This is a genomic window from Nocardia sp. CC227C (assembly GCF_030767025.1).
In the GTDB taxonomy this organism is placed as follows: domain Bacteria; phylum Actinomycetota; class Actinomycetes; order Mycobacteriales; family Mycobacteriaceae; genus Nocardia.
The window spans coordinates 189,571-202,897 of sequence record NZ_JASITE010000005.1; the positions used below are offsets into that span (position 1 = coordinate 189,571).

General features: G+C 66.1%; 14 protein-coding genes and 1 CRISPR repeat array (1 of these 15 cut by a window edge). Of the genes, 1 reads left to right on the top strand and 13 read right to left on the bottom strand.

The genetic code is table 11. The features are described from left to right. Window positions 1-178: direct repeats of the CRISPR family, unit length 29 nt; unit sequence GGGCTCATCCCCGCGCGTGCGGGGAGCAC (it extends 278 nt beyond the left edge of the window). 40 nt (window positions 179-218) lie between these two features. The 13 genes from cas2e to QMO76_RS12070 all read right to left on the bottom strand — a co-directional run bounded on the left by cas2e (window position 219) and on the right by QMO76_RS12070 (window position 12,427). Continuing rightward, window positions 219-596 carry a type I-E CRISPR-associated endoribonuclease Cas2e gene (gene cas2e / locus QMO76_RS12010; protein ID WP_306361309.1) on the bottom strand — a complete coding sequence of 126 codons (378 nt, stop codon included), beginning with the start codon at window positions 594-596 and terminating at the stop codon, window positions 219-221. Beyond that, a complete protein-coding gene (cas1e, locus tag QMO76_RS12015; protein WP_306361310.1) occupies window positions 590-1,540 on the bottom strand; it encodes a type I-E CRISPR-associated endonuclease Cas1e in 951 nt (316 codons plus the stop codon). The genes cas2e and cas1e overlap by 7 nt, the downstream gene beginning before the upstream one ends. After that, window positions 1,537-2,220 carry a type I-E CRISPR-associated protein Cas6/Cse3/CasE gene (gene cas6e / locus QMO76_RS12020; protein WP_306361311.1) on the bottom strand — a complete coding sequence of 228 codons (684 nt, stop codon included), beginning with the start codon at window positions 2,218-2,220 and terminating at the stop codon, window positions 1,537-1,539. Before cas6e ends, cas1e begins: the two co-directional genes overlap by 4 nt. Beyond that, window positions 2,220-2,933 (bottom strand): type I-E CRISPR-associated protein Cas5/CasD, encoded by a 714-nt coding sequence (gene cas5e / locus QMO76_RS12025; protein WP_306361312.1) that lies wholly within the window; start codon window positions 2,931-2,933, stop codon window positions 2,220-2,222. The genes cas6e and cas5e overlap by 1 nt, the downstream gene beginning before the upstream one ends. Further along, on the bottom strand, window positions 2,930-4,081 hold the full coding sequence (gene cas7e / locus QMO76_RS12030) for a type I-E CRISPR-associated protein Cas7/Cse4/CasC (protein ID WP_306361313.1): 1,152 nt from the start codon (window positions 4,079-4,081) through the stop codon (window positions 2,930-2,932). The genes cas5e and cas7e overlap by 4 nt, the downstream gene beginning before the upstream one ends. Continuing rightward, window positions 4,078-4,746: a type I-E CRISPR-associated protein Cse2/CasB gene (casB, locus tag QMO76_RS12035; RefSeq protein ID WP_306361314.1), complete on the bottom strand. Its 669-nt coding sequence runs from the start codon at window positions 4,744-4,746 to the stop codon at window positions 4,078-4,080. Before casB ends, cas7e begins: the two co-directional genes overlap by 4 nt. Further along, the gene (gene casA, locus QMO76_RS12040; protein ID WP_306361315.1) at window positions 4,743-6,428 is read right to left on the bottom strand and encodes a type I-E CRISPR-associated protein Cse1/CasA; all 1,686 of its coding nucleotides are present in this window, start codon (window positions 6,426-6,428) and stop codon (window positions 4,743-4,745) included. The genes casB and casA overlap by 4 nt, the downstream gene beginning before the upstream one ends. A gap of 237 nt (window positions 6,429-6,665) precedes the next feature. After that, window positions 6,666-9,395, bottom strand: a complete 2,730-nt coding sequence (cas3, locus tag QMO76_RS12045; protein ID WP_306361316.1) for a CRISPR-associated helicase Cas3' — start codon at window positions 9,393-9,395, stop codon at window positions 6,666-6,668. A gap of 397 nt (window positions 9,396-9,792) precedes the next feature. Then, on the bottom strand, window positions 9,793-9,969 hold the full coding sequence (locus QMO76_RS12050; RefSeq protein WP_306361598.1) for a DUF6188 family protein: 177 nt from the start codon (window positions 9,967-9,969) through the stop codon (window positions 9,793-9,795). Between the two features lie 94 nt (window positions 9,970-10,063). Then, window positions 10,064-10,432 carry a hypothetical protein gene (locus QMO76_RS12055; RefSeq protein ID WP_306361317.1) on the bottom strand — a complete coding sequence of 123 codons (369 nt, stop codon included), beginning with the start codon at window positions 10,430-10,432 and terminating at the stop codon, window positions 10,064-10,066. A gap of 28 nt (window positions 10,433-10,460) precedes the next feature. Continuing rightward, window positions 10,461-11,729 carry a hypothetical protein gene (locus QMO76_RS12060; RefSeq protein ID WP_306361318.1) on the bottom strand — a complete coding sequence of 423 codons (1,269 nt, stop codon included), beginning with the start codon at window positions 11,727-11,729 and terminating at the stop codon, window positions 10,461-10,463. A gap of 8 nt (window positions 11,730-11,737) precedes the next feature. After that, complete coding sequence (locus tag QMO76_RS12065) at window positions 11,738-12,046, bottom strand: WXG100 family type VII secretion target (protein ID WP_306361319.1); 309 nt, start codon at window positions 12,044-12,046, stop codon at window positions 11,738-11,740. Between the two features lie 54 nt (window positions 12,047-12,100). Further along, complete coding sequence (locus QMO76_RS12070) at window positions 12,101-12,427, bottom strand: WXG100 family type VII secretion target (RefSeq protein WP_306361320.1); 327 nt, start codon at window positions 12,425-12,427, stop codon at window positions 12,101-12,103. A 253-nt stretch (window positions 12,428-12,680) separates the two neighbouring features. Here QMO76_RS12070 and QMO76_RS12075 point away from each other — a divergent pair, with 253 nt between their 5' ends. After that, on the top strand, window positions 12,681-13,049 hold the full coding sequence (locus QMO76_RS12075) for a YbaB/EbfC family nucleoid-associated protein (protein ID WP_306361321.1): 369 nt from the start codon (window positions 12,681-12,683) through the stop codon (window positions 13,047-13,049). Window positions 13,050-13,327 lie beyond the last annotated feature (278 nt).

The window sequence follows — 13,327 nt, forward strand, 5'->3', positions numbered from 1 at the left end:
CGGCCCGCCCGGCGTCCCGGTAGCGCCGGGCTCATCCCCGCGCGTGCGGGGAGCACATCGGTAACGGCGACGTCGTGCACGTGGTCCCGGGCTCATCCCCGCGCGTGCGGGGAGCACCGGGCACGCCGCCAGCGCGGCGAGATGCATCTGGGCTCATCCCCGCGCGTGCGGGGAGCACACTTCCTGACCAGCATGTTCGCAGGCAAGGTGTGCCGTTTTCATTCACTTTTCTCCTCTCCCTGTCCGCGGTTGCGCCGTGCGGCCTTTCGGTACCTGCTCGCTTTACTCCATCCCGGGCGCGGCCCCGTGGCTATCGACCCGCCTGGCGGTGGGCGGCGCATGAGGTGGATGCCGTCGATGTCGACCGGTTCCCATTCGTGTCGGTGGACTTTGAAGGCGAGGTGTTGTTCGGATCGGGTGGAGTAGATCATGATGGCGCGGCCGTCTTTGGACAGTTCCACGACGCGTTGCCAGGCAAGGTCGCGGACACGTGTGGTCAGGATGCCGACGAAGACTCCGGGGCTGATTTCGAGCAGCCAGCGGGTGAGGTGGCCGCGCAGGCCGGCGGGGCAGGCTGAGAGCACCAGCACTACCACGGGACTTCCTCGTCGTCGTAGGAGGTTCCGGCCGCGAGGTTGCCGGCGCGGTCCCACAGCTCGACGACGTCGGCGTCCCAGCTGTCGCCTGCGTCGGGTTCGTCCGGGAGCAGCAGGGTGTGGATGTCGCGGCAGCAGCGGGTGAGCAGTCCGCCGGCGTGGACGGCGTCGCGGACGGCTCGGCGGGTGGCGGCGCCGATGTCGTCGGGTGCTTCGGCTGCGATGTCGAAGGCGATGGGGATGGCGTATTCGGCTTTGTAGAGGTCGGCGAGGTCGAAGACGAATGAGCGTTCGTGGCCGGTGTGGACGAATCCGAGTCCTGGGGAGCAGCCCAGGGCGACGACGACAGCGTGGGTGATGCCGTAGAGGCAGGTGGTGGCGGCTGATAGTGCCTGGTTGACGGGGTCGCCGGCGGTGAAGTCGTCGGGGGTGTAGTCGCGGCGGTTCCATTCGATGCCGGTTCGATGGGCATGTTCTCGGTAGATGCGGCGGACGCGTGCGCCTTCGCGGCCGCGTAGCTGCTGCATTGTGAGTGCGTCGACGTTGTCGCCGGGGAAACGCATCGCGTACATCGCCCGGGCCACTCGTAGCCGGGAGGTCTGGTTGGATACCGCGAGTGCTTGAGCTTCGAGCAGTCGGGAACTGCGGGCGAGGGAGCGGCCGTGGGCGTAGTAGCGGACGCCGCGTTCGCCGACCCAGACTGCGGTGGAGCCGCTTTCGGCGAGCAGCATCATCGCCTGATGGGTGATTCTGGTGCCGGGGCCGAGTAGCAGCGCGCCGAGTGTGGCGGCGGGAATGTGGACGACGCCGCGTTCGTCGGTGGCGGTGATGGCGTTGGCGTCTCGGTGGATCACGGCGCGTTCGAGGTAGATGAATGTGAGCCGGTCCTGGGCGCGCACGAGCTCGCCGATGCGGACGGGTCGGATTCCTGGTATGTCGCTCATCGTGGTGGGGCCAGTGTCATCAGCCCGCAGCCGTAGCCCTTGGCTCGACCGATCCCCTGAGTCAGGGCGGTGGTGAGTTTGTCGGCGTCGGAGACGATCAGTGTGCCTTCGAAGGTCACGATCGAGAGGTTCACTCGGCTCGATCCGCGGCGGAAGGTGATGCTGTCGCGGGCGAGGACTTGGACGTCGTCCTCTTGCTGCTCGGGTGGTCCGCAGGGGGCAAGCCGGAATCCGGCGTCGACTGCTTTGCGGCGCAACCATTCTTGTTGCTGACGGCGGTTGAGTCCCGCGATGTGTCCGCGCTGCCGGTCCGCTGTGGGTGTGGTGCTGGTGGGTGCGCTCCGGACCGGGTTGGCGGTGAGCCGGAAGTGCCAGCGCTGTCCGACGGTGAGGGTGTCGAGCAGTTGGGCGTATTTGCGGGTGGCCCAAGCGCTGGTGGTCGGCCAGCCGGCTTGTTCGACGATGTGGGTGAAGTCGGGTTCGGCCGGGCTGACAACGTAGAGATGGATGTCGTTGCCGTGCTGGTCGATTCGCCACAGCACCCGTCCTGTACCGGGTGTGCGGTCGAGTGTGCCGGGCGGGAACGAGGACATCACCGCGGCGTGGGTGATCTGGGGTGAGGTGAGGAAGTGTCGGGTGCCGCGGCGGGCGGGGTTGAGTGGGATGCGGGACAGGTACATCAGCTTCCCCCGAGGGCTGACAGTGGGTCGTGGTGGGCGTGGTGGCCGTCCGGGTTGTCGACGCGGGTGTAGTCGGTGATGACTGTGCGCCAACCGTATTCGCGGCGGCGGGGATCGAAGCTGATCGGCACGTCGCGGATCTGGTCGGTGTGCGGGTCGATCGGGTCGGTGTCGACGCGGTCGCGGAATATCGGCAGGTGCACGACGCGGGGTTGTTTGCGCCGGTGCCAGCGCGCGGCCTGCCAGGTGCTGGGGTCTTTCAGTGCCGCGGGCATGCTGTCGTCGCGAAGCTCGCCCAGCACGAGAGGTTCGGTGGCCGGGCAGGAGCGGCGGCCGAGGTAAAGCGGGAACGCCGGGCGGGACAGGACGTCGCGGATGCCTTCCAGCAGTTCTCGTTCCCCTTCGATGGCCGCGACGAACTTGGCGTCGGACAGGTAGAAGCGTTGGGATAGCGGATATTTGGTGCGTTCGTCGAGGCTGACCGCGACTTGGAAGTCACGCGCCAGGGTGCCCGGCTGGTCGACCCGTACTCCGAATGCGAGTCCGACCAGCTCATCCTCGATGGGGTCGGTGCGGCGGCGGCCGCGGGCGGCGGCGATCAACCCGAGGATTCCGCTCTTGGAGGGGTGGGGTTGGGTGTCGCGGCGGGCGAATCGGCTGGCCACGCCCCACGATTGCAGCGGTGCGGCCAGTTTCAGCAGCAGGACGGTCACGCGGGGGCACCCACGGCGGCGCGGACTGCCGCGGCGACCTCGTCGATCGCGGCCGTGAGCGGCATCGGATCTCCGAGCGACGCGAGCTCGCCCGCGCTGTCGCCGGCGGCGACCACGTAGGTGCGGGTCGTGCCGTCGCCGTAGCTGTGCTCGACAGCGTCCAGCCGGGTGACGAGGGCTTTGGCGGCGGCGCTCGCGCGCGCGGTGCCCGCGGCGTTGACGGGTTCTTCGAACGCGCCGACGAGGTTGACGGGTTGATCGGTGCGCACACTGATGACGACGGCTTCGGGCAACGTGCGGTTGGCGAAGGTGTTCTGTTTGCCCGTGGGCATGGCCCGGACGAACGCATTGAGGAATGTGCGGATCGCCGCCTCGGTGGCGGTGTCGTCGCCGAGGTTCTCCCGCAACATCGCGACGTTGACGGTGGCATAGCGGTAGAGGGTGGAGGAGTTGAATTCCACGTAGCCGAGCATTCCGGCGCCGGCGTTGTCGTCGGGGGCGCGGTCGTCGACGGCGGTGAAATAGTCGAACTCGTTGTCCACGGCATGAACGCTGATCGCGTGGGCGACTTGGGCCGCGGCGTCGATATTGAGGTCGGCGGAGTCGGCGACCATGCGCCCGAACAGGGCGACGTCGATGCTGTTGTCGCCTTGGGCGGCGGCGCGCGCGGCGGCCTTGTCGATCGGCTGGCCGGTGGTGCGGGCGGTGATCGCCAGCTCCGCGAGTCGCTGACTCTGGGAGGCGCTGAGGAACAGCAGGTACTTCGATTGTTCGAGCTCGTCGTTCCCCGCGGTGCCGGAGTCGTCGGCCTGGTCGCTCTTCTTGCGACGCTGGGGCTTTTCCAGCTTGATGCCCGCGGCGGCGAGGACGTCCTTGGCGGCGGTGCCGGGATCGGAGACGGACTTCTCCATGGCGCGGATATGGTGGGCGACGAGTTCGACGACGCGTTTGGTGCGCACGCCGAGGGTTGCGGGGTCGAGTTGCTCGCGGAACATCAATCGGGCCGCGCGTTTCCATGCCTGGCTCGACACCCGTGCCCGCGTCACGCCGCCGTAGACGGCGGTTTTGGGGCTGCCGGTGTCGTCGCGGTTGATATTGCTCGGCGGCACGGTTTGCAGGATGTGCACGTCGACGAACAGTCGGGTCACTTGATATCGCCTTCCGCTGGGGAGGTTCCGTCCTGGCCGGAACCGGAAGTGGTGGTCGGTGTGCGGTGGTAGTCGCGACCCCATTGCAAGAGCACCCGACGGGCGCTGTCGGCGCGGTGGAGCCGCCGCAGATCGCTGGCGAGGCGGCCGTAGTCGAGTGGGATCGTCTCGGCGCGCAGCTGTCCGACCAGGCTCCGCAGCATGATCAGTCGGCCGTGGTGGTGAGCGGCGGTCCCCAGGGCGTGGAAGCGTCGACGGACCCCTTCGGGGTTGGTGTGCTCGCCGAGTTGCCGCATCGCGGCACCGAAGCCGATACCCGGTCGGTGCATGCGTTGCGCCTTGGACTGCTGATGCCAGGCGTGCAGGGTGATCGCGTCGTGCGCGGCCTGCTCCCAAGGGGTCGGCAGTCCGGCTCGTTCCCGACCGGTGAAATAGGCGGGGTCGGTGAGGATTTCGGGCAGATTGTCGAGCGTGAGCGCGTACAGGTCGGGTTGGCTGCCCGCCGGGTGGCCGACACCGCGCCGTAGCCGCGCCAGGGCCGCGACGGCGTCCGGGCTATCGCGCAGGTATCGGTTCTGTACTGCCGAGACCTGGGCGGTCACGAACTCTTTCAGGGCCTGGTCCCGGTCGGCGTAGGTGGGAGCCGTGGCGGTGGTGTCGTTCACGCGGCGGTGTCTCCGTGGTCGAGGTGGGTGGGATAGGCGGCGGGCAGCAGTTTCCGCAGCCGTGCCCGGAACCAGATGGCCGCCACGCTGGCGTCGATGTAGTGGTCGCCCACTACGCGGCCGATCCACGCCGGTGTCCCTGCGGCGTCGATGAGGTCGCGGCCGAGTGATTCGATGATCTGCCGCGTGGTGTGTTCCCACTGTTCGGTGGCCGCTGCCGTGTCGCAGCCGGGCGACAAGTCGCCGAGCCACCGTCGGTAGGGAGCGTCGAGGGCGAAGTATCCGCGGCCGCGTGCCCGGGCGCGAGCGCCGTCCGCGTCGCCGCCCGCGGCGATCGCGAGGTTGCCGGCCAATATCGCGACCGCCGCGACGAGGTCGTCGGCGGTCTGTACGGCGTTGAGCGCGGTCTGGCGAAGGGCTGGATTCGACGACAGCAGCGCGATCCGGAAACCGATCGCGTCGTCGTAGATGTCACCGACGACGGACTGGTTGTTGATGTACTCCATGCCGATCGCGTGCAAGCGCACCTGATGCGCCGGGTCGAGGGCATCGGCGTCGAGGAGTCGGTACATCCACTCCAATACCCCGGGCGCGATCGTCTCGGAGTCGCCAGGGCGCGTACCGATCTCGCCGAGCAGCGCGCTCATCCCCCGCCACAGCGCCCGCTGCGGATCATGGGTCCGTGGCAGAAATTGGGCCTTACCGCCGGCTTTCTTGGACTGGTTGGGACTGAACCGCCATCCGCACATCGGCTCGATCCGGTAGCGGTTGCGCGGCTCCAGCGGGTCACCGTTGCACAGGATGACGCCGGTAACGTGAGTGTCACTGTGTACCAGTCGGATTCGCCTGCTCTGCCAGGTGCACAGGTCCGCCGGTCCCGACGGTACCCGGTGCCCCTCGACGTGCGGTCGGCAAGGCTCCCGTTCCCAGGCCGGCCGGTCGTCCGGGTCGAATCGCTCGCCGTCGATGTCGACGAGCACGAGGTTGAGCAGCAGGGTCTCGCGCAGGTTTCGGCCTTCGAGGAGCACTCCTCCGAGGTTCCCGGTCCAGGCGACGCCGATCGGATACCCCTTGCCGTTCTTGACGCGAGGATCGCCCACAGCGCCGGTCTTGATGCCCGAGGGGTCGAACGCGTGGGCGTGCACGAGCCAGCGTGCCGCCTCAGCGAATCCGATGGCGTCGATCTCGCAGCCGGCGCGGGTCGTGAAGTACTTCTCCCCATTGGGGACGTCGGCGATGAGTCGATCGAGCGAGCTGACGTCGCCGGAGACCGCCTGGAGATCGGCGACCTGCATGAACGGCTGGGCCGCGTCGAGTAGATCGAACCGCTCCGCGTGGGCCGTCAGGTAGGCATCGAGCTCGGCGCTCGGCCATCCCGAGGTCGACCACAGGCCACGCCAGATCTCGACGGAGCGACCCGTTCGGTGCCCGACACTGCGCCGCAGCACCGCCAGCAGCAGCCGAAACACCGCGAATGCTTGAGTGGGGACTTCTCCGGTCAGCGTCGACAGTGCACCCGCATGGTGAAACACGCTGCGCAGCGATTCGGTACGCAGTCGGCCGGTCTCGTCGAGTGCCATGATCCAGGGCTGTTCGAGCAGATCGAACCGCGGCGTCGCGTTGGCTGTCTGCGTCTCCCCCAGGACGAGTCGATGGTCGCCCTCTGTACCCGATGTCCCCACTGGGTGTCCCCCGTGTCCGAATTTTGTTGCTGCACAACCAATTCAAGATCAGGACCGTTTACTTTCGATGGCCCGTTGCTTCGGCAGCATAGCGACAGCGACCGACAAAGTCGGTCGAATCAAGTCGCAAATCGGCAGGATCGACCTTCGGCCAGCCACTTGTCGAGGTGACAGCCCGGCATCCGCGGTGGCATGTTCAGCATTACGTCTGGTGTGTCGCGAAGCCGGGTCCGGCTCTCAGCGTTCTGGCCTCTCGATCGACAGGCCGAGGGTGTAGTCGTAGGTGAGTCGGCAGTCGTTGACGATCGCGGAACTGGTTTCGTCGAGTTCGAGCACAAGTTCGCCGGCCAGCCAGGGCGATTGCTGCCAGCCCGGGTAGTGGTTGCGCTCCAGTGCGATGATGACCGCGTCCATCTGGCCGTAGTTGGTCAGTGCGGCGGGCAGCCGGATGGTGCACGCCGACAACGCCTTCGCGAAGGGGGTCGAGGGTGGTCCTTCCGTGGGGATCAGCCTGTCGCCGAAGCCGGGGAGGTCAGGCAGGGTGTACACGTTGTCGCCACGGCGGCGCACGACGATGGCTTCGATCGTGTCCTCCGCGTCGCGGACCTGGGCTTGGCCCCGGGCTCCGTCGACACTGTCGGGGACCGCTGCGGTCAGCCAGCCGCGTAGGTCCGCGTTCTCGCCGAAGGGCCGCCCGAGCAGGAAGTCCCGGGCGCGTGATTCCTGCTTGGCAGTGAATGCTCGCCAGTCGGCGTCGGCGTCGGCGACCGCGGTGCTCCACGTGGTGGGCACGGCGACGGTGTCGGCGTAGGCGTCGCGGACGAGGGCGGGAACGTCGTGCGGTATTCGGATCAGTGCGTCGGGTTGTCGATCGAGGACAGCGGCCGCGCGCAACAGGCGTGCCGTGCGGTAGATCGTCGTCGTGCCCTTTTCCGGTGCAGGAACGGTGCCGTGCCAGTCGACGCCGCGAATCAGGCATCGTGCGACGTCCAGTCCAGCAGGGCGTCGGGGTCGGTGGTGCCGGTGCAGTCGGCCGATGCGTTGGAGGAGCAGGTCGATCGGAGCGAGATCGGTGATCAGTACATCGAGGTCGATGTCGAGTGACTGTTCGATCACCTGAGTCCCGATCAGAACGAACCTGTTCGGTCGGTCAGCTTTGTCCGGCGGCCCCAGCAGCGACCGCAGCCGGTCCTCGAGCACGGCGCGATGGGAGGACACGAACCGGGAGTGCACCAGCAGCAGCTCGTCCTCACCGAACACTCCCTCCTCACGGAGGGCGGCGAACATCTGCTGGGCACGGGCAACGGTGTTGCACACGATCCCGGCTATCCCCTGGTCCCCCACCAGTTCCCGCACCCGCGATACGACCACGGCGAGGTCGTCGTCGAGTCGCTCGATCCGTACGTCGGTCGTTCGTCCCGACGCCGGGATCTCGGCACCGGTGGTGTTCGCCGGCCACACCGTGACACTCGGGTAGCTGCTCGGGGCTCGCACGTCATCGACCGCCTCACCTCCGTGGGCGCCACGCTGATAGGCGTCGAGGAGCGATTGCCGTTGCGCTGGCGGCAAGGTGGCCGACATCAGCACGACGGGTACTCGGTAGGCGCCGAGCCATTCCAGACACCGGCACAGGTAGGTCGCCATGTAGTTGTCGGCGGCATGCACCTCGTCGATGACGACGACCTTGTTGGCCAGGCCGAGGTGCCGCAACATCACGTGCCGGGATTTGAGTGCCGCGCGGAGCACCTGATCGATGGTGCCGACCACGAAATTGGCCAGCGGTCCCTTCTTTCCCACATACCAGGCATGCGCGACCACGCCATCGTCACCGCAGTCGACACCGATGGATGCGAACCCTCGCCGTCGCAACTCGGCGAAGGCGGGATTCAGCGCCGCTTTGCCGTGGGCGAGAAACATGCTGCCCGGGGTCCCGGCCAGCCGGTTCACCCACTCGTGCACACGATCGAACATCGCGTTCGACGTCGCCATCGTCGGCAACGCGACGAACACGCCTCCCAGACCGAACCTGCGAGCCAACACCTCCGCCGCGAGAAGAGCCGCCTCCGTCTTTCCCTCACCCATCGGGGCTTCGACGATCATGAGACCGGGCTCGGTCAGTTCCTCTGCCAGGCGCAGACATTCGGCCTGCAGCGGACAGATAGACGCCTCGGCGGGGAGGGCGAACCGCCGTCGGAACAGATCGACTCCCGCGACCTCCACCGACGGCACCCACGGATCGGGCAGGTTGAGCACAGCCCACGCCTGCGCAGCCGCTGCCGCCGACGAACGGGACTCGTCGAGTGGAAACAGATCTTGATTGCTCGCGATCCAGTCGCACACGATCACCGCGGCGGTCACGAGCACCTGCACGGGCACCGGCAGCGGAACCTCAGCCCAATCACGCAGCCGGCCAGTCGCACCCACCGTCTCCGTCATGTGAGCGAGCAGCTCGTGGCGCGACTCCTCCCACAGACCGTCACCCAGCAGCGTGGTCTGGGCCCCGGCCGTACGTGAGTCCCGGAGAGTAGGCGGCCGCCCATGGTGACTTCCGACGACGATCGAGTACGTGCGTGCCACCGGAGCACACCACCCGTACCCGGCCAAAAACTGTTCCAGCGCAACCTGACCCGCCAGCCCATGGGGCAGCGCACTCCGATTGGACAGGGCGCTGCGCATCCGCAACCCGTGACGATCCATCACATCGGCGAGCTCTGGAACCTGGCACGCGAACGCCGGTGAGAGCTTCCCGATATCGTGCACACCCGCAAGCCATCGCAGCAGGATCCGCCCATCGTCGACCCCTGCGGGCAACACCTCCGAAATCCGCTGTTTGGTCCGCAGCGGCAACCATCGATCCCACACCTGTCCCGCGACGGCTGCGGAATCGGCGAGGTGGCAGTCCAACGAGAGTTTTCCGCCATCACGGTTGCTCTTCGCCCATGCGGATCGCGTTGCGGAAGAAAGCATTCCCCCTCCATGCGTCGCCACGGACTGCAGTCGATGGCAACATACCGGGTCCTGCCGACAGCTGTCGGCTTATCCCGGCACGTGTGAGGGGCACGGCGCGTGCCGCTCGGCCACATGCTGAGCGATAGGCTCATCCCCGCGTGTGCGGGGAGCACTTCTCGGAAATCCATTCCGCCATCGCGACCATGGGCTCATCCCCGCGCGTGCGGGGAGCACTTCAACAGCTTTCGTGATTTCGCCCATGAGTAGGGCTCATCCCCGCGCGTGCGGGGAGCACACTTCCTGACCAGCACGTTCTCGATCAGGTGAGCGGTTTTTCATTCACTTTCCGCCGCCCGTCAGCGTAGCTGAGGTGGCTGGGGTACCGACGCCATCATTGAACCGGCCTTGGGGCGACCTATTTGCGTGCGGACCAGATGGCGAACCCGCCACCCGGCATACAGATGACTCGATAGCCGCCCGGTCCTACAACCCCCCAGGCTTCGTAGCGCTGGTCGACCGGAACATGGAACATTGCACCGGAGTCGAATTCGAGGGTCAAACCGCTGATTTCATCGGCCTCAGCCCAATAAATTCCAGCTTCACTACGGGACTCTTCCGACCTCTACGGCCGAAATCCACCATCCTTGTTCTTCATATGTGCAAGGCGCGTCGCAGAAGGTGTCGCCCTACAAAACCTCGATCTGCGAAGGCTCGGGCAGCGCCTGCGGACGCTCATCGGTGTACCAGGCGTACTCAATTCCGCTGAGTCTGCCGTGCTCGACCCACAGAATGACCTCACCGATCGGTGCCCCTCCACGATCGGTGACAGCCGCGCTGGCGAAGATCCCATCCGTCGAATCCGATGCGGCCACCACTTCGGCCGGTACCGCCAAATCAACGCTGGGCGAACCGATACCCCAGGTAGCGACAACCTGCGCATACGGAATTTGACGTAGATAATCGTGCGCGCCAGCCCTACTGGTGGCCAGTAGTTTGGTGATTACGCCAGACTCGAGGTCGGTAAGAGCCCGAGGCTGAATCGGTGTAACACTCATCGGTTCTCCAGAAAGTTCTTGCGATTGGTCACGGAATGTACGCGGTACCGATCTTGAAGACGCCATCGATCATGGCGCCGCGGATCTCGACGGTGTAGCCGTTGATCGTGCGGACCAGAGGATTCGACCCGTTGTACACCCCATCCGGTGCTCCTTGAACGCTCTCAATGAGCCTTCTCATCGTTGCTTCCTCACCACCCAGAGAATTCACCAGCCCATCCAGTTTGTGTTTGGGCACGAATACGTGCTCCATCGGCCCTTTACCGAGGGCGTAATCCAGCGACTTCGTCAGCCTCTCGCGCGCGACCCTGGTGAGGTCATCAACGCGCTGCGCCATGAGATTGGCGATTCGCTGCAGCTTTTGTTGGGTGGCAGCCGTATCCGCCTTCTTGGTTACCTTGCTCAACAACTTGGCGTTGTCGACGATATTCTTGATCTTGCTTGCGTAGGACTTTACCTTGATCGCGATCTTGCCCACGCGGTAGGCGGCGACCGCCGCGGCACCGAATCCGGCCGACAGCACTCCGGCTACCGCAGAGACGACCAGCGTGACGGCGACTTCTTGGGCGATGTCTTCGGCGAGGTCTTGGAGCAGGGTCTTGAGCTTGGACCGTAGATCGTCGATCGCTGTCTTCTGGTCGCGGCACGATTGCGCGATGTCGGCGAAGGTGGTGCAGATGTCCTCGGCCGCGGTCTTCATCTCACGGAGGTCTTCATCGATGAACGATGCTTCCGGCGCGGTCACCGCCTCGAAGTTCTTGGCGATCGCTTCGAGTTTGGCGGGCAGTCCTGCCACGCTTTCGTGTTTGGCCAACGCGTCCCACAGGTCGGCGGCCTTCAAGAGTTTGTCGGGATCGCCATCAGGAACGGGTACTCCGGCTTGGGCCGCGAGTTCGAACCCGTCGTCGATCAGACCGTTTCCAGGCCCTCCCGCGGACGCAGGCGGGATCGGGCAGGTACTCCACGCCATCGGTAATTGGGTCGGAGCTGTCGGTTCCGGGCGGCCGGTGCCCGGCCGGTAGTCGGCGACGGCGTAGTTGTATCCGGCCTGCTGCAGAATCCCGGCGTAGTTGTCCATCGCTTGGACGAGCGAGCTCGCCAGGCCGTACGCCTCGGAAGTGGTCGTGTCGTACGAGGCCGCCCACAGGCCACAGTCACCGACGGTGCCACCCATGTCCTTGGTCTCCGACAGCGCGGACATCTGCGTCTGAAAGATGGCGTGGAAGTCGGTTCCGTACTGGTTGAGATTGGTTGCGGCGGTGGAGTAGACGCCCGGATCGACGTTGAAATCGGACACGGTGGGATCTATCCTCGGCCGAGCATGGCGATATTCGCCGCCGCGGCGCTGCTGTACCGTGAATGCGCTTCGGCGGCAGCCTGTTTCATATCCTTGATTCCTTCGGAGACTTCACCCGCGCCGGTCAGCCATTTCTGGAACGCCGCGGCCTGCGCGTCGGCTGCCTCACCGGTCCAGCTTTGCTGCACCGTGCCGATCCGCTGCTCCAAACCCGCCAAACTGTCGGCGAGGAAGGTCACGAACGCGGACATCCGGTCGGCGATACTCTCCAACTCCGACAGCTTGACCTGAAACGCTTGTGAATCGTCCACGACCACCCCTCAACCTTCGACACAAACCATCTCTGTTGCCACCCTCACCATGTGGCTGATTCACGGCAGATTCAGCGAACAGAAATCGTCGGCGTTGCCCGCGTCCATCTTCGCGTAGTCGGTGCCGGCGACCCCCAGGAGTTCGGCCATCGTCTGCAGGGCTTCCAGTACTTGGATCGCGCCCGCGCGGGCTTCCTCCCAGCCTTGGTGATAGTGATCAGCCGAACTGCCCTTCCACCGCGTCAACAAGTCGGCCACATCGGTATCGAGCGACCGGACCCCGTTGATCAACTCCTCGGCGGTCAACTGCACATAGCGGCCCGCGTCGGTCACCTCGGCGGGCACGACCTGGAATTCACCGCCGGGCACACCCGTCTCACACGCCATGAATCCCCCTATCGTCGCCACGACGAGACCGTGATCAAACTAGCCGTTCTCAGCAATCCCGGGCAATGTGCCAGAGCACACAGGCCAGCCGCTGCCACACACGGCCGTCGTGACATGTCCTGCCCCTGCATACGATGTCGTGCGCGTTAGCCGAGATCACCGGTTGCCGCGCTCCTCCCGGAGTCGCTACCGTTCGGTTCGACGCTCACAATCGCGGGCTCTACACCGCGTGACGCAACGAGGGGGCCGCCGGATGAGTGATGACGCGCAGCAGAAGGCCGAACGCAACGCGCGCAGGCTACAGGCGATCGCGCAGGTCCGAGGTCGCGCTCAGTCAGCAGCCGGAACAGTGACCGTCGAGGCCGACGTGAACGGCACCATCACCGAACTCCGGATCTCTCCCGCCGCCATGTCCGCCGAGCCCGACCGGCTGGCAAAAGCCATCGCACAGTGTCATGAGACCGCCCGGCAACGAGCCCAAGACGAAGGCGTCCGGCTGTACACCGAACTCCTGGACGCACCCGAAACAGCACTACGACAACCCGCACCCGACCCCCGCGACACCCTCGACTCACCAGGATGGGAAGAACCGACCCCACTCCGCATCACACACTCGGTGTGAGACCCCGCCTACTAGGAGCAGTTGGTCAACTCATTAGGCGGGAATCAAGCTCGTCCCCGCGCGTGCGGGGAGCACCCGATGCGCCGCGGCTGTTTGGTCACATCCTCGGGCTCATCCCCGCGCGTGCGGGGAGCACCAACATCGGCACCAGCTACGGCACCGTGACGGGGGCTCATCCCCGCGCGCGGGGAGCACAGCGTTCACGGCCGCATCGGGTTCTATGCCGAGGGCTCATCCCCGCGCGTGCGGGGAGCACGCACAGTGCCGTCGGCGAGGCG

Excerpts from the sequence above, each read along its gene's own strand:
- cas1e (WP_306361310.1), bottom strand. The coding sequence starts at position 1,540 with ATGAGCGACATACCAGGAATCCGACCCGTCCGCATCGGCGAGCTCGTG.
- cas6e (WP_306361311.1), bottom strand. The coding sequence starts at position 2,220 with ATGTACCTGTCCCGCATCCCACTCAACCCCGCCCGCCGCGGCACCCGA.
- cas3 (WP_306361316.1), bottom strand. The coding sequence starts at position 9,395 with ATGCTTTCTTCCGCAACGCGATCCGCATGGGCGAAGAGCAACCGTGAT.
- QMO76_RS12055 (WP_306361317.1), bottom strand. The coding sequence starts at position 10,432 with ATGAGTGTTACACCGATTCAGCCTCGGGCTCTTACCGACCTCGAGTCT.
- QMO76_RS12070 (WP_306361320.1), bottom strand. The coding sequence starts at position 12,427 with ATGGCGTGTGAGACGGGTGTGCCCGGCGGTGAATTCCAGGTCGTGCCC.
- QMO76_RS12075 (WP_306361321.1), top strand. The coding sequence starts at position 12,681 with ATGAGTGATGACGCGCAGCAGAAGGCCGAACGCAACGCGCGCAGGCTA.